General features: G+C 43.8%; 15 protein-coding genes and 1 tRNA gene. 1 reads left to right on the top strand and 15 read right to left on the bottom strand.

The window, feature by feature from the left end:
* Positions 1–18: 18 nt before the first annotated feature.
* The 12 genes from HHL17_RS17060 to HHL17_RS17005 all read right to left on the bottom strand — a co-directional run bounded on the left by HHL17_RS17060 (position 19) and on the right by HHL17_RS17005 (position 13867).
* Positions 19–798, bottom strand: a complete 780-nt coding sequence (locus tag HHL17_RS17060) for a phenylalanine-4-hydroxylase (protein ID WP_169226048.1) — start codon at positions 796–798, stop codon at positions 19–21.
* Positions 799–964: 166 nt separating this feature from the next.
* Positions 965–2590, bottom strand: a complete 1626-nt coding sequence (locus tag HHL17_RS17055; RefSeq protein ID WP_169226047.1) for an MBL fold metallo-hydrolase — start codon at positions 2588–2590, stop codon at positions 965–967.
* A gap of 601 nt (positions 2591–3191) precedes the next feature.
* Positions 3192–4523 (bottom strand): SAM-dependent methyltransferase, encoded by a 1332-nt coding sequence (locus tag HHL17_RS17050; RefSeq protein ID WP_169226046.1) that lies wholly within the window; start codon positions 4521–4523, stop codon positions 3192–3194.
* A 1405-nt stretch (positions 4524–5928) separates the two neighbouring features.
* Entirely contained in the window at positions 5929–7077 is a 1149-nt protein-coding gene (locus tag HHL17_RS17045) for a DNA-processing protein DprA (protein ID WP_169226045.1), read from the bottom strand.
* Positions 7074–9089, bottom strand: a complete 2016-nt coding sequence (locus tag HHL17_RS17040) for a RecQ family ATP-dependent DNA helicase (protein ID WP_169226044.1) — start codon at positions 9087–9089, stop codon at positions 7074–7076. The genes HHL17_RS17045 and HHL17_RS17040 overlap by 4 nt, the downstream gene beginning before the upstream one ends.
* A 263-nt stretch (positions 9090–9352) precedes the next feature.
* Positions 9353–9436: transfer RNA gene (locus HHL17_RS17035), tRNA-Leu, on the bottom strand.
* Positions 9437–9598: 162 nt separating this feature from the next.
* Positions 9599–10342 carry an ABC transporter permease gene (locus tag HHL17_RS17030; RefSeq protein WP_169226043.1) on the bottom strand — a complete coding sequence of 248 codons (744 nt, stop codon included), beginning with the start codon at positions 10340–10342 and terminating at the stop codon, positions 9599–9601.
* Positions 10343–10357: 15 nt separating this feature from the next.
* Positions 10358–11137 (bottom strand): ABC transporter ATP-binding protein, encoded by a 780-nt coding sequence (locus HHL17_RS17025; protein ID WP_169226042.1) that lies wholly within the window; start codon positions 11135–11137, stop codon positions 10358–10360.
* 130 nt (positions 11138–11267) lie between these two features.
* Positions 11268–11903, bottom strand: a complete 636-nt coding sequence (locus tag HHL17_RS17020) for a response regulator transcription factor (protein ID WP_169226041.1) — start codon at positions 11901–11903, stop codon at positions 11268–11270.
* A complete protein-coding gene (locus HHL17_RS17015) occupies positions 11900–12691 on the bottom strand; it encodes a sensor histidine kinase (RefSeq protein ID WP_169226040.1) in 792 nt (263 codons plus the stop codon). Before HHL17_RS17015 ends, HHL17_RS17020 begins: the two co-directional genes overlap by 4 nt.
* The gene (locus HHL17_RS17010) at positions 12661–13299 is read right to left on the bottom strand and encodes a hypothetical protein (protein ID WP_169226039.1); all 639 of its coding nucleotides are present in this window, start codon (positions 13297–13299) and stop codon (positions 12661–12663) included. The genes HHL17_RS17015 and HHL17_RS17010 overlap by 31 nt, the downstream gene beginning before the upstream one ends.
* Positions 13300–13318: 19 nt before the next feature.
* Positions 13319–13867 carry a hypothetical protein gene (locus tag HHL17_RS17005; protein ID WP_169226038.1) on the bottom strand — a complete coding sequence of 183 codons (549 nt, stop codon included), beginning with the start codon at positions 13865–13867 and terminating at the stop codon, positions 13319–13321.
* A 251-nt stretch (positions 13868–14118) separates the two neighbouring features.
* Here HHL17_RS17005 and HHL17_RS17000 point away from each other — a divergent pair, with 251 nt between their 5' ends.
* Positions 14119–14733, top strand: coding sequence for a YdeI/OmpD-associated family protein (locus tag HHL17_RS17000; RefSeq protein ID WP_169226037.1), 615 nt, complete (start codon positions 14119–14121; stop codon positions 14731–14733).
* Positions 14734–14903: 170 nt separating this feature from the next.
* Here HHL17_RS17000 and HHL17_RS16995 read toward each other — a convergent pair whose 3' ends face one another.
* The 3 genes from HHL17_RS16995 to HHL17_RS16985 form a co-directional block, all read right to left on the bottom strand.
* Complete coding sequence (locus tag HHL17_RS16995) at positions 14904–15455, bottom strand: hypothetical protein (protein WP_169226036.1); 552 nt, start codon at positions 15453–15455, stop codon at positions 14904–14906.
* Positions 15456–15698: 243 nt separating this feature from the next.
* Positions 15699–17951 carry a toxin-antitoxin system YwqK family antitoxin gene (locus HHL17_RS16990; RefSeq protein ID WP_169226035.1) on the bottom strand — a complete coding sequence of 751 codons (2253 nt, stop codon included), beginning with the start codon at positions 17949–17951 and terminating at the stop codon, positions 15699–15701.
* An 84-nt stretch (positions 17952–18035) separates the two neighbouring features.
* Positions 18036–20237 carry a B12-binding domain-containing radical SAM protein gene (locus tag HHL17_RS16985; RefSeq protein ID WP_169226034.1) on the bottom strand — a complete coding sequence of 734 codons (2202 nt, stop codon included), beginning with the start codon at positions 20235–20237 and terminating at the stop codon, positions 18036–18038.
* Positions 20238–20769: the final 532 nt, after the last annotated feature.

Genomic DNA, 20769 nt, shown 5'->3' with positions numbered 1-20769 from the left:
AGAATCAAACTATAATTTCTATAAAGTATTTAATGAATAGTCACTCTTTGTATGATCTTTCTCAGTCAGCATCAAATGCTCATTAAGCCTTACTTCCAGATGCTGGATACTATTAAACAGATCGTCAAAGGAGTTGATAATAAAATATTCCTTCTGCAGTTTGAAAGGATTATAAGGCGTGCGAAATATATGATCCAGATCAAAGGCATATTTGGGAATGGCATCATCGTAAACATTGGCGATTTCATCTTTTGAAGTGATAATAGCGGCCCCATAAGGCTTATTTTCGCCCATTTCATTGATGATGCCCATTTCATAGGTAAACCAGTATAATTGCCCCAGAAAATCAATGGCCCTTTCATGATGCACATATTTTAGTGCAATGCTGCTGTAAGCGGTAAGGAACCGGGTAAACTTTTCATTTGTCAGCAAAGGCAAATGCCCGAACGCATCATGGAATATATCCGGTTGTTCGCTAAAGTCCATCTCCCATGGCTTCCTCATAGAGATATTAACAGGATATTTCTTATTAATAATCATATAAAAAAAATCTCTCGTTGGTATCAACCCTGTTACTGGTGTGATCGTCCATCCGGCTATTTTATGCAGACGCTCACTCATCTCATCCATTTTTATAATCCGGTTTTCATCAAGCTGTATTTTTTCATACCCGTCCAGATATGCTTTTGATATTCTTCCGTTATGCAATTCTATTTGCCTTTTAGCCAATGCGGCCCAGGTTTCATGATCTTCCGGCAGGTAAGCATCATAATGCTGAGAAATAGTTATTAATCCCATAAATATTTTTTTAGTGAATCTTTATAGTTCTCTGATGAAATGTATATGCCCTGTAGAATGCGTGATCAGGAAACACTTAGGTTTCAGACCTCACATTCAGTTTTAAAATTGTCAGAATATTTAAAAGAGATGGATAAGGGGTGGGAAATGGTTTTTAGGATAGGTTTTATGACAACTCCTTCACAGGTTCTTCCTTCTTTTCATACAACAACTCTTTTTCTCCATATAACCGTTCTGCAATGATTCCTTTATCCTTTGAAAGTTGTATCAGTTTATTGGATTGAATAATAGGATTAGATTCGTCTGTATATTTAATACTGCTGATGAATTCCAACCAGGGCTCCATTCCCATGGCATATACATATAGTTCCCTGGGATTGAATATATCTACCAGCGTTTTACCCTTTGCACAATCAGAGCCAGCCAAACGCCGGCTGGCATCCTGTTCCCGGGTTGGCTTTTTTGTCATTAACGGCCCGTAGATCCAGGTTAAAGGCGCGCCGTCACATTCCATTCCCAGAAATAAAACATCTACATCCCCGATTTTGCGATGAATATGTTTATAGAGCGCTGATTCCAATATCCTGGAATCAGCCAGAAACAGCAACTTAAAGCCACTGATCTCTACCAGGTAACAAGACTTGGTCAAAATATTCAGATCGCTGTGCTCGCCGGTAAATGGTATGCCGGTAATAGATGAATCACCAAATTCGATGGTTTCCATTTCATCTATAGCGATGACATTGTTGAAACCAATCTGCTTAAACATTAACGCCAGGTTATGATCTTCCAACTGGCCAGTGCTGCTACGTGGCACAATCAGTTTTTTCACCTTATGCCTTAAGGGCAGTAAAGTTTCAAACAGCACGTGGTCCTGATGGTTGTGTGTAATCAGTACGTAATCAATTGTATCCGGCAGGTCTGCATCTGAAAAGTGCGCTACATCTGACTCATAGCCATAGTAACTGATCAATGGATCAACGAGTATAGTCACGTCCTTTGTTTCTATCAGTATACAGGCATGTCCAAAATATCTCATGCGGATTTTATCGCCTGTATATTTTTTATACACCGGAGGCGGAGTTGTTGTGAAGAATGTTTCAAAAAGGGATGCTTCCGATCCGGCTATTCCCAATAATTTACTGATGTAACTTAAATCCTGCGGCACTCTTTTCATGCGCGCCAGTTCATCAATACCGGGATGATTAAATGGTATTTCCAGGTGAAGCACATGCGGCTCATCCAGCCGGGGAGTACTCAAACAAAAAGGCCGGTGATCATTATCCGTGATCCATAGTGCAATACTTTGAGCGCTATCATTATAGTATTCACTCTGATATAAGAGCGATTCAAAAAACCGGAAATCTGCATTATTGTTACGATCATAAAAGAGCTCTACATAACCCTTCAGCATTTCAGGTACTTTCTGATACAATTCTTCCAGCCCGAATCCTTTGGCCTCTGTGGCCAGCATCAGGTCCAGTTCCTTGATTGCCTTTGCAAAACGGACCAGGTGGGCCTGTGTTGTCAATATCTTTTCTTTTAACGCTTTTACTTCTTCTACCCTTCCACCTCCCAGGTCCATGAAAGGCCCTCCCTTCATTTTAGGATTACGCACGGCCTCGGCATGAATAACAGGTGCGGCCAGATAAGAATCAATGATCACCAGGTGTCTTCCTATAGTGTTCATGGCAGCAGTAGCCGGAAAAATCAAATGACTCCACGCATACCATCTGTCATACAACGGCTCAAATACAACATTTGGTTTAAGGTATACTTTAATTCCACTCATCGGTTTACAAGTTTTGAATAAATAATTCTCAGCTCCGCGATGGATATACGGCAGCAGTATTTAGCAATAAAAAGGCTGGTGGGTGAAGATGAATACTAGTATGGGAGTGAGTTGCAAAGCTATCGCTCTCCTAAGCTACAAGCATAGCAGGAAACATAAAAAATAAATTAAAAGGAAGCAATCTGTATAGCTACGGGGCAAAGCTGTCGCTCTCCTAAGCTACAAGCATAGCAGAAAACATAAAAAATAAATTAAAAGGAAGCAATCTGTATGGCTTCGGGTGCAAAGCTGTTGCTCGGCTAAGCCACAAGTGTAGTAGAAAAAAAATACTGAATTCAATTTGTCCTGGTTCAACAAATCAGATAGGAAAGCCCGTGTGACAGGAGCAATCACCAGTCTTGATCACGTTTCTTTACACGACAGTTTTTCTGGATATTAGCCTGGTTAAATTCCTCAAAAATGTTGCAACCATGTGTTTTTCCTAAATTTCAATAAAGCGGTTTACGTTATAAAAATACTCAAAATATGATTTCTCTCCATGTTAAAACTATCATAAAAATAACATATACGAATATACGAATTTCCCGAAAATGAAGGTAGCCTATCTTTTATCAACACGCACATGCTGCAGCAACTGTTGCTTATCTATTTCTCCGTTGGCGTTCAAAGGCCACTGCTCTACTCTTATCATTTTATAAGGAACCGTATTGCCCGGCAACCTTGATTTCACATAGTCTCTCAGCGTCTTTTCTGTAATATATTCATATGTTCTAAGCGGCGTGACAGGCTTTTTACCATGGGTATCTGATACCTTCTGCGTCCCCTGGTGAGCACTATCGTGTTCAAAATTTATCCGCTCTCCGTTTTTAAATTCAACCCACCCTTTTACATGATAATCCGGATGATAACCGTCCAGGCCTGTAGACCTGGAAAAGGTTAAACAAAGACGATCTCCCTTTTCTACCTCCATACCATTTTCGAACAACGGAAAATAAACCGGTAAATGGTGCGTATGCTGTAAACTATCAATCATCATTAACTCATCTGTATAAGCATTCAACCAAAATACAATACCATGTATTATTCCATCTTTAACAAAAGATAACGTTGTTTTCTGCTCAGCCGATTCATGTAACTCAGATTCATAGGCAATATCTTCCACCGTACGTGTATCTGATATAAGTAACGAGGGTGAAAAATAACGCAGACACATTCTTATGTCAAAAGTATGTCCGTATTTTTTATGGACCTCGCTGATATAATAGGCAGACATGGGGCTCAACCCTTTCTCATAAATCGCTGCAGGCAACTCTACTGCTGCAACCTGCGTTAAATATCGGTTGGGAATAAATTTCACATCGCTCCCAAAATTACCTTTCAGTTCATTGATTAATGGAATGCAACCATCCGAACTGGCAATATTACCGGCCAACGCGGAAACTATATAATCTATCTTCTCCGGTAGCGTTACGTGACGGGCATCCCCCAAAATCAACGTTATTTTATCCTCCAGGCCAAGTTGTGCAATCTTTTCCCGTGCCTGTTTATATGCATGCTCCAGCGCTTCTACAGCATATACCTTTTTTGCTCCGGCGTTAATGCAATGCCTGGCCAGAATCAGTTCCGTTCCTGTACCAGGATCCAGTACCACTTTATCTTTCACCTTATCAGCCAATGCTTCCCGATATCCCCTTACTCTCATATCATCACTGGCCATGGAATTATAAATAAAGATATCATAGATATCGTGTTCACCTAATGATGGCACAAACTCTACATTTTGCACTAATCTGTAAAACAAAAAAAATGATGCTGAATGATATTCCCTTTCGGGTGAAGCTACTACCACACACGATTCCACTTCTCTATGTGTCAGCAAAACCGATTCAATATCCAGCAGTTCCTGATGGTGAGTTTTGTTAAGGTCTATCATAAACATAAGTTCTCCGCAATAAAATATTCGGGACTATCCTCAGATAAATAAACGAATGTTGGCGAATACCAGCTATATACTTTTCGAGAGGCTTATCCTTCACAGGCTGGTATCAGGTGTTTTCAATTATCAATTCTAAATGTTGACAAGGATTTTCTTAACGAGCAAAAACGTAAACAATTATTATGAGGGTTTTATAAGTTTGTTTCCGTGAACTAAAGTAGCAAAAAAATAATAATAATTCCAAATAAATTCTTCACACTTTTTCAGACAATTGATTTAGTACACTTTAGTATTTCAAATTTATTAATCGAGTACATTGCACGTTGCAACATTTTTTATTACACGCCCACATTAAGGTCGCTATGATCAAGCCGGTCTCCTTTTCACTACCAACCATCGCTTCATTAGTCAACCTCCCTGATTGGATATATTCGTTCTTCCGTTTGACACAAAGCTTGAACTCCGGAACATAAGGACAGGCATCCTCCATAATGCGGCATCATCTCATGCCGATCAGTTATTAAAAAATAGCGCAAGCGTATTTCACCATAGTCAGAGAATATTACACCTACGCCCAGGCTTTCAATCAACTTGAAATTGACAATATTTGACTAAATGAAAAAAGGCTTGTAAGCATCAACTTACAAGCCTTTTAATTTAAGTGCCCAGAGTGTACTTTTGTCGAACCACTTTTTAGCTGATTTAGAACGGCTTGCAAGCATTTTGGTTTAAAAACCAGTGCTTGTAGGCCGTTTTTCTATTGTACATAATTATCGTGAACCCGAAAACGCGTATATGAAAAGTTTAATGTGTGCAGAAGCAAAGCAGATTGATCTGGTAGATTACCTAACTTCATTAAACCACTTGACCCAAAAGATAAGAAACCAAGACTATTGGTATCTATCCCCGCTGCGGGATGAAAAAACACCTTCCTTCAAAGTTAACAGGCAGTTAAAACGTCTGGTATGATCATGGAACCGGGAAGGTAGTTGGGTGGACTTTGGAACGCTTTATTTTAATTGTAGTGTTGCCGACTTGCTACAACGCTTATCGCAAAAGCAACCCGCCCGTGTTTCTTTTACTGATGAAAAGAAAGATACCACACCACCACCACAGTCAAAGAGAGAGCCAGCGGATATGTAAGCGGCTTTGACATTCGGGTAGCCAGCTATGTTTGGGTAATACCCAACTACTGTGTTTGCCTCATGCAACCGCATTCGGTTAAATGTTATTCTCAAAATTATTAACGAACAATTTCCTTTAATAGGGCCTACTTTTGAAGTACTTATTATAATAATCCCGGAAGACAATAAACTGATACAGAAGGAAGTTTCAAGCGTTTTTCCTGTTCATATTTTTTAAAGCCTGTGTGTCCGTATACTTTACTTTATAGTTTTACAAATCAAAAAAGGGTTGGTTGAGTCTTATCAGTAGCTTCTTTAAGCTTAAAGAGATTACCTTTTTTCTCCTTAATAGTTTCAATAAAATCTATTTTCTTTAAATAATTATTCATCTTTTGTGTTGTCCAATCTAATTTTAATTTTAAGATTACTTCTTTTGCACTTAATGGCTTACCATTAAATACTGATCGGATTTCAGAAGCAAAAAAGTCAGCATCAGACTCTTGAACGAGTGATATGACATCAAACAATGGGGCATTATACACTTCAGACAATCTCTGCCCATTGATATCAACAGGAATAGCCCCCTTTTGTATTAAAATATTATTGGCATTCTTCTCTCCAGGTTCTGGCTTACGGACAAAAATGCTTCTATTTTTCTTTAGTCCATCCATAACACCAGACCAAGTTCCTCCTTTTTCGGATGATTCAGCTACATAAATTTCATTGGCAAGTCCATAAATAATGGGATTTCTAGCCATCGCCAATTCTGTTCTCCACGGTGCTTTGGGAAAAAATGTGCTTAACACTAGGACATCTCCATCAATAATTTGTTTATAATAATTTTTAAATCCAGAAGCAAAAGTCATAATTCCCTGAGGAAGTACAATGACACTCTGCCCCTTATAAAAAATTGCTGAATCCAATGCTTTCTTGTCAACCCCCTTGGCGAATCCGCTAACAACCACCTTAAACTCTTTACTTGCAAGTTGAGCAATATTATCTGTGAATTCCAAGGCGGTTTCGGAGGCATCACGAGAGCCAACTATAGCGACCGACTTTTCAGAAAGGATCTTACCATTTCCTTTAATATAAAGTACAGCAGGAGCATGAGTGGCTTTTAAATTAGTCTTTAATGTTTTTGAATAATCCTGCGATGTAATTGGAATTATTTCAAAACCTTGACTAAATAATGATTCTGCTAAAAAAGCATTCCCTGGCAACTCTAATTTTGCTTTATTCAAGTCAAAAATTTGTTTCTCATCCAACTGATAAATACCTCGCCAGTCTTTTTCTCCTAATTGAAAAAACTCTTCAATAGAAATCTTATTTTCATGGAAAAATTTAATAATAAGATTATTTATCTTCAAATGGCCCCATTTGGGCAAATGTGCCAATGCTATCCAATATGCGGCTGCTTCTTTTATCATACTAAATCACCTCCTACAGTGCGTGCTATTACAATAGGAACTATTTTACTTGCTCCAAAGTTAGTTAATATTTTACCTATTTCTTTTATTGTTGCCCCGCTATCAAAAATATCATCAATAAGTAGAACACTCTTCCCATTTATTTCATCTGGTGCTGTAAACGTAAATGCTCCATTTACGTTATCCGATTTCAGGAGACTATTTTCAAAAATTTTCTGTTGGTCAGTTTTTCGAATCTTTTGAAGGTTGTGGGAAATCGGAAACTTTAAAACTTGCGAAATCTTAGTTGCAAAGTTCTTCACCAAGTCGCCAGAAGAGGTAGGAGGAACATAGACGATCAAATCAAATTTCTCCTGCCCAAATTTCTTTCTGAAAGCTTTAAGAACCAATTTCAGTAAAAAGTCCGCATAATCCCCTCCCCCTTCATATTTTGAACGATGTAATGCCGCTCCAACATTGGAAACACCATAGTAGGATGCAGCAACACCATTACTCATATTTGAATTTTTCGATTCCACCTCTAATTCCGGGAAATAATTTTCTCTAAAGCTTTGTAACTTTTCAGACCATTCAGGGGTTACTGAAACGCCAATCTTTTGCTCTCCTGTGTTGTCGCAATTATTAAATTGGCGATCTGAATTATCACCTAAATAATCACAAAGAAATTTCATTCTGGATTCCTCAGTCCCGACGTATTGAATCATAGATTCAAGATCATTCAACTTTGAATTACGAAGTTCATCAAAAACTTTAGTATTCAGTGAGGGTGAACCTGGAATAAATTCATATTTTTTACTTTTCCCAATCATCACTTCTCGTATGATCCCTTGTTCTATTAGGTCTGCTTTAATTACCCTGATTTGATTTTGCTTCATATTAGTCACCCTCATTAAATCCCATTCACCTAAAAGATCAGATTTAACTGCAAGAATGACTTTTTCATACTTTTTCAATGACGGTCTACCTCCTTCAATAAAAGCCTCTGGGAGCTTTCTATCTTCTGGATTATAAAAAAGAATAATATTAGCAGAATTACCATCTCTGCCAGCTCTACCAATCTCCTGATAGTAATGTATCGGAGATTGAGGTATCTGACTATGAATAATAAAACGAATATCTGGTTTATCAATTCCCATGCCCAAAGCATTAGTAGAAATAATACATTTCCATTGATTGGTCATCAATCCATTCTCAATTGCTATTCTCGAGTCCGTATCAAGACCTGCATTATACGCAGTAGAAGATATATTCAAATACTCAAACCACTTCGAATAAATTTCGGTATCAAACCTTGTCCCTGTATAAAGAATTCCGGAGCCAGGCAACTTATTCAAATACTGTCCCAACCAAATAAACTTTTCTTCTTCCGAAGCAACTTTAACAACAAAAAGTTTAAAATTATCCCTCATCAAATTACCTCTGATAGTGCTGATACTCCCTCCAATCTGTTGAGCAATATCCCGTTCAACTTTTTGAGTTGCTGTTGCTGTTGTTGCCAACACAGGCAGTCCTTTGGGTAATAGTTTTATGAGATTGATTATTCGTCTGAAGGCTGGACGAAAATCATGGCCCCAGACAGAAATACAATGTGCTTCATCGACAACAACCATAGATATGTTCATTTGGCTTGTTGCCTCCACCCACTCACTATTTTCCTGTCTTTCTGGTGCTATATAAAGTATTTTAACTTGCCCTGTTTTCGCTTCACTAATTATTTGAGAGTTTTCCTCTGGGGTCTGTTCACTATTAATACATCTTGCAGATACTCCTTTTGCATTCAATTTCTTTACCTGATCTCTCATTAAAGCAATAAGTGGAGAAAAAATAATAGTTATTCCTTTGAAAACTGTTGCAGGGAACTGAAAACATAGCGATTTCCCGAATCCCGTTTTCTCAATAAGCAATACGCGTTCACCTTTCAAAACCCGCTCTATGGCAGTCCATTGCTCATCATGGAATTTAGCGATACCAAAAATTCGTAGTAGTATAAGTTCTGCCTCCTGTCTTGTCATTTTATTTTTTTAGACCCGTCAGATTCTTTATCATCCTACCCACAATTTCAAATATACGGAACTTCATCAATTGTAAGTGTTTTTCTCCACAATGGGACTAGTCCAATTATTGGTTCGACTTTCCTCGAAAAACTCGTTTTTGACGGAAGTCATTATCGAACCGCCCAACTCACGAAGCCATCAAGTTAATATACAGTATGGACGCGATTTTTGATAAAAAAAAAGTGGACAAACCGAAGTAAATCTCGATTTGTCCACTTACGTGCCCAGAACTGGATTCGAACCAGCACACCCTTGCAGGCGCTGCGACCTGAACACAGTGCGTCTACCAATTTCGCCATCTGGGCAACTGATATTGTGATCAGGGAGCGCAAAGATAAGCACTCATTTCATTTCTCCAAATTTTTTGCTGAAATATTTTTTCAGTCAACAGTAACAAACAGGCTGAAAACCAGCACTATAAACAATTGCAGCAAAGCACCGGATTGAGGAAGTGATCATCAGACAGATTAGTTCCACTTAAAGAAACGAATGCCGAGGATACCGAATACGGCTGAATATCCGAGCGTGGCCAGCAACGCGTATGTAGCCTGCAGGTTCCAGGTTTCTGGTTGCAGCGCAGTACCAATCATGTGGTTCACCACACCATAGGGCGACCACTGCACCATCTCTTTAACCACATCACCCAACACACCGAAGTTGCCCAGCATCCCCACCATAATAAAGATAAAATATACCAATCGTGTAGTGGAATTCACCGTCTCCGGGTTTTTAATCAGCCCTACGATCAGCTGACCGAGACTGAGGTACAGTGCACCGCCCAATACGGCAGCAAAGAAGCCCGTCAGATAACCCAGCGGCGACAATACAATTTTGTCTACCAGATTGCCAACGGCAAAGATGGCGATGGTCATGGCCATGATAGTGGCTATCTGCACCATGATACGGCTGCACATGATGGTCCACGCGGCCACCGGCCCTACACGCAGGCGCTGGAACACTCCTTTATCGCGGTCACGCGCAATGGAATTGGTATAACCCAGCAGGCCGATACTGATCAGGCCAATGGTGATACCACCGGAGATCACATAAGGGCCGCCCATCATTTTCACCATTCCTTTCCAGGAGATGACGATCACCACAGGCACCAGCAGCACCAGCCGCAGCGAACGACGGTTACGCCACAGGGTGGTAAAATCAGCCCGCAATAAAGCGGACATCACGGAAGAAGTTTGAGGTATTTTGGTTTGCATAAAGTAGGTGTTGAGTTATGAACGGACAGCCCGGCCGGTAAGACCGATAAATACATCTTCGAGGGTGACCTTGCCTTTGCGGCACACAGCAATAACATCGGGGTCGTTGCGATGCGCTGCTATCAGGGCTTCGGGCGTATCAATGGCGATCACCCGGCCATGATCGATGATGGCGATGCGATCACAGACTGCCTCGGCTTCTTCCATGGAATGAGTAGTAAGCAGCACAGCATGACCTTTGGCTTTGATAGCCTCGATGCGGTCCCACAGCTGTCTTCTGGACTGAGGGTCCAGTCCTGTGGTGGGCTCGTCCAGCAGCACCAGCTGCGGATCATGAATAGTGGAAATGACCAGCGATACCCGCTGTTGTTGTCCGCCGGACAACTGACCGAAACGTTTACTGCCTGAATCCTGCAGGTTGATTTCAACGAGTTTCTCTTCTACTTCAGCAGGGGTCATTTCTTTGCCATAGATACCGGCAAACAGCCGGATGATTTCGGCCACGTTGAGTTCTGCCTGAAAACTGGTGGATTGTAATTGTACGCCCATGTTGGCTTTGGCGTAAAGGGGCTGGTCGAGGATACTGAAACCGGCAACGTTGATTTGTCCGCCTTGTGGCCGCAACAATCCTTCAATAGCGCTCAGGGTACTGGTTTTGCCGGCACCGTTTGGCCCCAGTAAACCAAAAATTTCACCTGACTCCACGGCAAAGGATACCTGCCGCACTGCCTGAAAATGGCCATAGGAAACACTCAGCTGGTCTACCTCTAGGATAGCCCTTTGTTGATTACTCATGTGCTGATTCGATTTTGGATGAATGAACAGGTTACAATGATACAAAAACCAACAAAGGGCACATGGGGAAATAAGGTCAACGACCAGTACAGGTCGGTAAAGTGCAGCTTTTAACCGGTAAACCGGGCCACTAGAGGGAAACCAGCTGCCGGCGCAGCGCTTCAAGCACCATACCGGTGCGGCTTTGTACGTTGAGTTTGTGGAAAAGGATTTCGCGGTAACCGTCTACAGTACGTTCAGAAACATTCATCTTCTGCGCGATGGCTTTATAGGTAAGATCACTACAGGCGAGGCTCAGAAACTCTTTCTCCCTTTCGGTGATCGTCTCCTGCTGTTCGGATTGGAGGATCAGCCGGCGATAGTTCACATTAGAGGCATCGTTGTGGTAGTAGCCTGATTCATGTATCTCCCGCAGGGCTTTTTCCAGTTCCACCGGATGGATATCTTTCAGCAGATAAGCACAACAACCGGCTTTGAGCATGGTGATGATGGTATTGTCATTTTCTTTCATGGACAGCGCCGCTATCCGGATGCCCGGATGCTGTTTCTGCAACAGGGCCGTAGCTTTGGGGCCGTCCATAACAGGCATGTTCACGTCGAGCAGTACGATGTCCGGCGGTGCTGGCAGCGCTGTGATTTTGTCCAGCAACTCTTTTCCGTTGACTGCTTCCGCTACAATATTAAAACCGTTAAAGCCCGCTATGAGCAGGCTGAGTGATTTGAGGAATAACTGATGGTCGTCTGCGATGGCAATTTTGATGTTCATAACTGATTTGGTTCAACGGGTAATTTTATCAACACAGCAGTACCTCCTGCATCCGTCTTTTCCCAGTCGATCGTTCCGCCCAATAGCCGGGTGCGGTGTTGCATGTTCCGGATACCCAGTCCGGTGGCGGACATGCCAGCTTTATCAAAGCCGGCGCCGTCATCTGCAATGATCAACAGTAATGCCTTTTCTGCTATACGCATGCTGATATCAATCACTTGCGGACGGGCATGTTTCAGGCAATTTTGCATGGCTTCCTGTATGATACGGAACAAAATGATCTGCGGCTCTGCCTGTAGCGGCAGCTCGGCCAGTTCGTGCGTAAACTTCACCTTGATGGTACGACTGGCATTGATACGGGCCACTTCGCCCTTCAGGTTATCGACCAGGCTGAACTGGTCCAACCACTGACGGCTGAACGATTTGGACAGCGCGCGCAGATGATGAATGGCCGTACTGAGGGTTTCTTCGGCGGTCTTTAACGTCTCCGGTGCATCGGTCAGGTTACGCTGGGTAACATTGATCAATAGTTTGGTACTGGTTAACAATTGGCCGATATCGTCGTGAAGCTCCTGCCCCAGGTGGGCAAAGGTTTCTTCCTGTATCTCGATCTGAGACCACATCAATTGTTTATCATACTCTTCTTTCATTAATTTTAGCTGATGCAGGTAAGCTTGTTGTTTTTTCTTGTAATTAATGATCGCCACAATCACTATCAACCCCATGATGGTAAACAACAAGGTGAGTAATATGACTGCTACGAAGAAATCCTGTTTGACCGGAAGCATACGATGCTTTTTATCAGCATAATATACAACAGGTAATTGGATAATGAGTTCAAAATCGTAAAAAGATGCCTGGCAGACCGTGCATCACCGGCCAATAACAGATTGTAAAAGCCGTTAACACACATGGACCCGGCGAAATAAAAGAAAAACGCAAGGGTCAGCCAGAAATCCGGGTGCCGGAATATAGACGCTTCACTATTGGGGGTAATCGTAAAAAAGGATAAAAGGCACCAGCAAATGACCAGGAAGCTCTCAATGGTAATATTAATGCCCGGGAAATAACGCCAACCGCCATAGGCGAAGCTATGCACGAGTGATATCGCGCCAAACACAAATATTGAAACCCACATCAGCAACCGCCAACGTTCATCCTTGATTCCTGATCGTAAAATAATTGTTATCAGACTATATTCCAGCACCACAAAAAAGTGGTATACAATAAAGAAATGGGAACCACGCTTCCCGATCAATTCCACCATCACCTCCGATAATATGGAGAACCCCAATAACACGGCCAGCTGCTTTACCTGCGTGAATTGCAGGTTAAACAGGCTAATGGCAAAACATGTCACCAGCATCACATAGTATCCATAGATCCATCCGTTCATTCAGCGTAGCAATTTTTTTTTAACAGTGGTTCTCTAAATCAATAGGCGTGACCGCACCAAACGGATGCCCACTGGCTTTCAGCGCAGCAAACAGCTTGGCCATCAAAGGTTCGTCTTCTCCGCCATTGCCTCTTTCTTCAATGCCTGGGTCGCCAGGAACGGGATCCAGTACACCGGACTTGGCTTTTTCCAGCAACACAGGGAACCCGATGTTAACGTGATTGGCATCCAGACCCTCGGCCATCAGGCTAATTTTTTCGTTATTTTCCGGAATAACAAAATGAAAGCGTACAAATTCGCATCCAGGCTGGCCCAGCAACCGGAAAAGGGAAGCCTTGCTGAACTCAATGGAGTACCGGCCCTGGAAAAATTCTTTTACCTCTGGATGTTTGGATAGGTAATTGTAAAAATGGAACAGCATTCCGAAATAAGCACTCACAGTAACAGGCATCCCGTAGGTAGCGGGATCACCGGTGAAAGGCATATGTGAGTCAATAGGGATGGTGGTATTGTCAAGATACCCCTGGTTATTGGCGGTATAACCGCTAACCATCATTTTGTCGCTCATGTTGTTGTGTTTAGTGGAAGCAAATATTCAACATTTTTTTTATGCTTACACCGGGGTTTTCCCCGGGTAGTTACCCGGGATAATTCCTGCTGCCTACTAAAATATATAACTTAGCCAGAATAAAATACATCGCGGGAGGATTTTTCCACCGTTTCCATACAACAAATGGGATTTACTGCAACCCACCGTCCAAAACAAAGCCCTGCTTACCTGATCTATTTATTTATATAAATTGCGCTAAACTAATTGTCATGAGTCAACAGGATGCCCGTATCGATGCTTATATCCTTAAATCGGCCGGCTTTGCCCAGCCTATCCTGGAACATATGCGGGCCCTGGTCCATAAAGCCTGCCCCGAAGTGGAAGAAACCATTAAATGGGGCATGCCCTATTTCACCTGTGAAGGCCAGCTATTCTGCTGCTTTGCCGCTTTTAAGGCCCACTGCTCCTTTATCTTCTGGAAAGGTGCACTCATGGACGATCCGGATAATATCTTTCAGCAACGGGGCGAAAATGGCATGGGCCAACTGGGGAAAATCGCCAGCCTCAAAGACCTCCCATCAGACAAAATCTTTATTAAATACCTGAAGGCCGCGGCTAAACTAAGCACCAGAGACCTCCCTCCTGCTACCAAAAAGGCCACGCCGGTTAAAAAAGAACTGGAAGTCCCGGATTGGCTCCTGTCTGCCATTAAAAAGAATAAAAAAGCATGGGCCACTTTCGAAGCATTCAGTTATAGCAACAAAAAAGAGTACGTAGAGTGGATCACCAGCGCTAAAACGGATGCCACCCGCGACAGCCGCCTCGCCGATGCCCTCGCGTGGATGGCCGAAGGCAAAATCCGGAACTGGAAGTATGTGAAGTAATATTGAGTTGACATCTAAATCACTGTTCTCATAGTGCCAGACTGCATTTACAAGAATTGTTCTGCCTTTATCTATTAAGAATGCAGTAAAGCCTTTTTCAGTAAGAGATTTTCATTTATTATGCTGTATGTAAACCTCGGCAAGTTCTTTTTCTGGGAGTAGCTTCATTACTATCGGAGCATAACAGCCAGTTGCTGTAACCGTTCTTCCTGGTCGCCTCGGTCAAAATATACATACACGTGGTAACGTTCGTAATAGAAATCCTTTTCATCTGCCTCATAGTAGTGGCTATTGGCAGCGCCATGTGGGTTTTCTGTTCCCAGTTTTCCTGCCACGGTGCGGCCGTTGCTCTGTAGCTGGAGACCGAAAGGTAACTGTATAGGATCGGTAGCGCCGGCTTCCGGCGTAAAGAAATCTATCCTTGTTAAATAAAGAGGACCATTACCTACCGGATTTTTGATCCGGTAATCTGCGGGAGAAAAAATGGACAGCCCTTCCGGGTCTGATTTGCTGAGAGCCGCCGCTCTTGCGGGATCATCAAAGTCGAAAGAAAGAGCAAATCCCTGAATAAACCGTGAATGCAGATACTTCCGGACTTTCTTTTCCGGTAACAGTGGGTCAGGCAAGTGTTGCAGGTCGATATGATGGGCCTCCAAAAAGGCTTTAAAATCCGGGTGATCAACACTATAACCTAAAAACTGCAGGAGTTCCTTTCCTTTCATAGTTACACATTTTTCATTTGTTGTTCCATGCAACTTACTGTTTCTTTTGTTTGTCGTACCCACCTTTTTTGTAAAAATAAAATAGGGTCATCCATCTCAATAATATCCTTGATGGCCTGACCGATGCATAGACATAGTTAGTTGCATCAATACCAACATAATTTGGTTCGATATTATTCCAGTTCTGGGAACTGAAGACTTCATAAAATGAAAACGCCGGAGCTTATCTCCGGCGTTTTTATTTTATACTTCCGCTATTTGCCTCAAAGCATACGCGTCATGCGGCAGACCATACGCTCTGAACACTTCAAGAAGATTGACAAAACCAGGGTTCTTCGCCACCACGTCCGCTGCTGTCAGCAAAGCCTTCTTCCTGATCGGCGTCATATCTTCCAGCGCCGTTTCATCGTTGAACAACACAGCGAATATTGTCTGCAGATAGCTGACCTGGTTCAATGTGCTCATAGCGGGCAGTCCATCGATGATGGGCTCTATCTCCTTCTCCAGTACATCGGGCCTGGATTGGCGCAGTACCGCTAAAATATATTCATGTACGTTATAGATATCACCAATGAAGGGCATCATGTTACCGTAGTCATCATCGAGCGCTTCGTGGTTGGCCAATGCATGCAATAAATCCGTCAGCCAGGATTCCTGGGCTTCTGTGCCGGTGAGCAGCACCAACTGTGCAGCCAGGACAAAACGCACAAATGCATCTCCTTCAGTGCCCACTGCGGTAGCGTAGGTTGTCAGCAGTTTATTGCGTTGCTCTCTGACAACATAAAAACCCGACAGGGAATAAATGGCGTATCCTCTTCGGGTACTGCTGTGGTCCGTGTTTTGCCATTCATCTAGCAGGAACTGCTCCGTAGCCTCATTGCCGGAATACATCAGGATGTATTGCGCCATACGTGCCATATCAGCGTTATCGCTTACGGCCCACTGGAGCAGCATAGGCTCCAGCGGCGCAATAGCTCCTATTAGCTCCTTATACAAATCGTTCTGCTCGGTGATATACCTTAAGTCCAGGATGGTATACAGGAATTTTCCCAATCGCTGTGGCACAGCCGGCAGGTGTTGATAGTGAGGTATCATGCGCGCCAGTATCGTTGCTACTTTGTACGTCGACGCATATACGCAGCCCTGCTGTTCAATCTCCGGCCAGAGCATTTTTTCGGCCACATCGGCTACCGCCTCATCTTCCGATAGCATGCCATTGATGCCAATGGGCAGCTCAGCACCACCGCTGCTATGATAAGCATCGATGGTCTCCCAGTCGATGGCGTCCAGCTCTTTTTGCAGGTACGCCGGCACTTCCAGCGCATACAGTTTAACTTTGGCATTAAGCTCATCATAGTTCCGGTTGAACAACATCACCACGCTTTCCCAGTCAGTACGGGCGGTGTTAACTTCATAGCCGCCCCAGGACGGTATGAAGGCATCCCATCTTATCAACTGGAAATGATCATCCGAATCTTCCGTTATGGTAAGGTGCCGTAACACCTGTCCTGCGGCGTCGTACAGGCGCCAGGTACCGGTGCCATCACCATTATTGGTGAAGTCGATGAGCGTACCGCCTCCGGAAGCATAGTAAACAGCACTTTCCGGGAAACTGAATTTATCGTCGGAGAGATGTCCTTCGCAAACCAGTTCACCGTTAAAATATCTTCGTTTATGGACAGGAGACAACTGTTCTCTTCGTACGGAGTAAAGCTCCCGGCCCGTTTTATCAAAATAGATGTTGGTTACGTCTTTTTCCTGGCTGCGGTAGACTATCCGGGTTTTTACTACCGGCGTGGCTGTACCGCTGTAGTAATAGCATGTCTCGGAGTCTTTTGGTACATCTTTATCGTATACATTGGAGCTGCTTAACACGCCGTTGGTATACTTATAATCCTCCAATACACGACCGGAATCGCTGTAAAGTCTTTTTACTACCGGGTTTCCATCCAGGTCCCATTCAAAATATTCACCGATATAATTAGCGATGCGGGTGTCGACAGTGCCCATTACCCAGTTGGTGGCTGAATAGGCGCCTCTGATGAAATGCGCGCGTGCAGGCACATTTTGGGGCCTTGCCGGCAGCGGGTCTCCGTCGGAACTCACTTCATTGTTTTCTTTGTCAAAATAACGCTGGGCATTGTAAATGAATTCATCTACATAGTCAAATTCCGCGGCCCATACATTATCAGCATTATCGGGAGGAAAATATTCAGGTGTAGGATTGTCACTTTTGATCAGGCGCAACGGGCCTACATATTTATCGCCGCCATACCATTCACCATCCTGTGATACAGTACCATCGGGGTGAAAACGTTGGGTCGGGTAAGGAGGGATACCATCCCGGTAATCAATGGCTACCCAGAGGTAGCCTTCTATATGCCATATTTTCCAGGGGCCAACACGTTGGTTGTTTTCATTGGTTTCACCAAACAGCCACTCTTTGTCGGCATCATTATAGACGGCAGCTTCAGGGACAGTAATAGGTCTTTCCATTGCTTTGAGGTATAAATTTTTTCCTCCGCAAGATATTATATTTTTTTTCTGAAGACGATCATTTATGGTAAATAATCGATAGCGTTACAACTTCAGCAACCCTGACCGGTAGAGGGTATTCACCGGTTTATTGTCCCAGAAAAGCTCAAAATCTTCCAGGCCCGCCGCTTCATAACTGTCTTTCAGTTCCTGTAACGTATAGGTCTTCGGGTTAGCCACGGCTACCTGCGCCAGCACACCTGCCAGCCATTCGCCCTGTGGGGGCGGAACGCTGATATTCATCTTTTCTTTTTTATTCTGAAAAGTGAAAGAGGCTACTTCCCAGGTGCTGCCTTTCTTGGATTTGGTGATCACTTCCATCGACGGCTGTTTGCCCAGGAAAACCACCTTGCTTGTGGGTTTGATAGTGCCTGCTTCTTCCTCCATCAGCGCTTGGGTGATGAAATCCGGCGCCACGCTGGTTTTCGGCACCTTGAATTCAAACCACTTTTGCAACGGGTAATCCAGGCAGGTGCCATGCATAAAGTTGAGCAACGATTTTTTCAGGCCGAAGCTAAAACTTTCATGGTCTGCCCCGGTGGGATCGACATGCTGAATATCATTGTTGGCGAAAGTACCGATTACCTCGGTCTCTTTCTGCACCTGGAACTTGGCGGGGTCCAGCCCTACAGGGCTGTGGGCCGTCATGGTAAACTGATGCCAGAAGGCGGATTGCAAAATGCCGGCAGCGAACATCTGCCGTACCATTTCCAGTGCATCGATGGTCTCCTGCGCGGTCTGCGTCGGGAAACCATACATCAGGTAAGCATGCACCATAATGCCCGCTTCCGTGAAATGGCGGTTCACCCTCGCTACCTGCGCCACGGTGATCCCTTTCTGGATAAGGCCCAGCAACCGGTCAGACGCTACTTCCAGTCCGCCCGATACGGCAATGCAACCGGATGCTTTGAGCAACAGACAGAGGTCACGCGTGAAACTTTTCTCAAAACGGATGTTGGTCCACCAGGTGACGGTGAGCTTACGCCGGATGATTTCCAGCGCCAAAGCGCGCATCAACGCGGGTGGCGCGGCTTCGTCCACAAAGTGGAAGCCGTTCTGGCCCGTCTGCGCGATGATGGTCTCCATGCGGTCGCACAGCATAGAGGCGGCTATCGGCTCATACACGCGTATATAATCCAGTGAAATATCACAGAAAGTACATTTTCCCCAGTAGCAGCCATGGGCCATGGTGAGCTTGTTCCAGCGCCCGTCGCTCCAGAGGCTGTGCATAGGGTTCACCACTTCAATGGCCGATATGTACTGGTCCAGCAGCAGGTCGCTGTAGTCGGGCGTTCCAACCTGGCTTTGTTTATAGTCGTGACAGGACGCATTATTAATATAACTCACTTTACCCTCCTGTAACAGGAAAGTACGTTTCAGTTCTTCCATGGATTTCTGCCCGTTGAGGTACTGAAACAGGTTCTCCATCGGGGCTTCGCCGTCATCGAGGGTGATGAAGTCGATGAATTCAAACACTCTCGGATCACTGAGGGAACGCAGCTCTGTATTAGGAAACCCGCCGCCCATGGCTATTTTCACCTGTGGATAGTGTTCCTTGATCCATTGTCCGCAACGGAAAGCGGCGTACAGATTGCCCGGGAAAGGCACCGAAATGGCTACCATCGAGGGTTGCACACTTTCCATGCGGGCTGCGAGCAGGTCTGTCAGGATGTGGTCTATATAGGTATACCCCTCATGCAGGGCATCGTACAGCTCATCAAAGCTATTGGCAGAGCGGCTCAGGCGCTCTGCATACCGGCTGAAGCCAAAATGCGGGTCCACACATTCCATGATCAGGTCCGACAGGTCTTCCAGGTACATGGTAGCCAGGTGTTTAGCCCTGTCCTGTGTGCCCATGGAGCCAAAAGCCCAATGCAGGTCGTCCAGCTGCGCAAAGCGGGAAGCTTCCGGCAGAAAATCACGTTTGCTGATCTGGTGGGCCAATGTGGGGTTGCGGCCCTGTAAAAACAAAATAACCGCGTCGATGGTGTTTACATAGTCATCCTGCAACGCTATGATACGGGCTACATTTTCAGAAAGCTCTGCCGGAGGTTCTGCCGTAATACTGTCGAACAACTGCTGTAAGCCCTGTTTTGAAAATAAAGCCAGCGTTACTTCGATACCCAGGTCAGCCTGGAAAGCGCTGATCCCTTTTGTGTTCAGGAACCCTTTCAGGTAGGCTGTGGCCGGATAGGGCGTGTTCAGCTGCGTAAATGGCGGTGTTATTAAAAAAACAGAATGACTCAAAACCGGTTATTTAAACCGCAAAGGTAGGTCATATTAATGAAAGATAGCAGGGTCGCGGTTGTACGCACGAAAACAATAATAGTCTACAAAAATTATAGACTTTTATTTGGAAATATAAACAGCCCCTCCTATCTTTGTTTTATCACACCTAATTAAGCCCACCGTTAATTAGTTTATGCCACCATTATCAAATTGCGGAGCTATAAAATAATTAGCATGAAACAGTCAGTTTACTTCTTTCGATGTTGTTCTCACCTTATTCAGAAATTTTAAAATTTCGATATGGGCAGGTTTCCTTGTCAGTAATGCCCTGTTGATATCGGGATTTTGGGATTTTGATATTTGCTGATATCCTCATCAGCGATGTCCTTTGGTACTTTTCTTTTTCATTGTTTTTCTTTTTCATTTTTTGCCCTCCGGGCGATGATTGCCTGACTCCTGTATCGTATAGGTGTTACAGTGATCTTGTATCATCATCCTGTGCAGGAACCGCTGTGGGACTTTCTGTCAGTGGCAGGTATTTCCATGCATA

The sequence above is a fragment of the Chitinophaga fulva genome, from assembly GCF_012927205.1.
Classification (GTDB): Bacteria; Bacteroidota; Bacteroidia; order Chitinophagales; family Chitinophagaceae; genus Chitinophaga; species Chitinophaga fulva.
The sequence above is the reverse complement of the archived record's forward strand: the minus strand, read 5'-3'. Positions and strand labels throughout refer to the sequence as shown.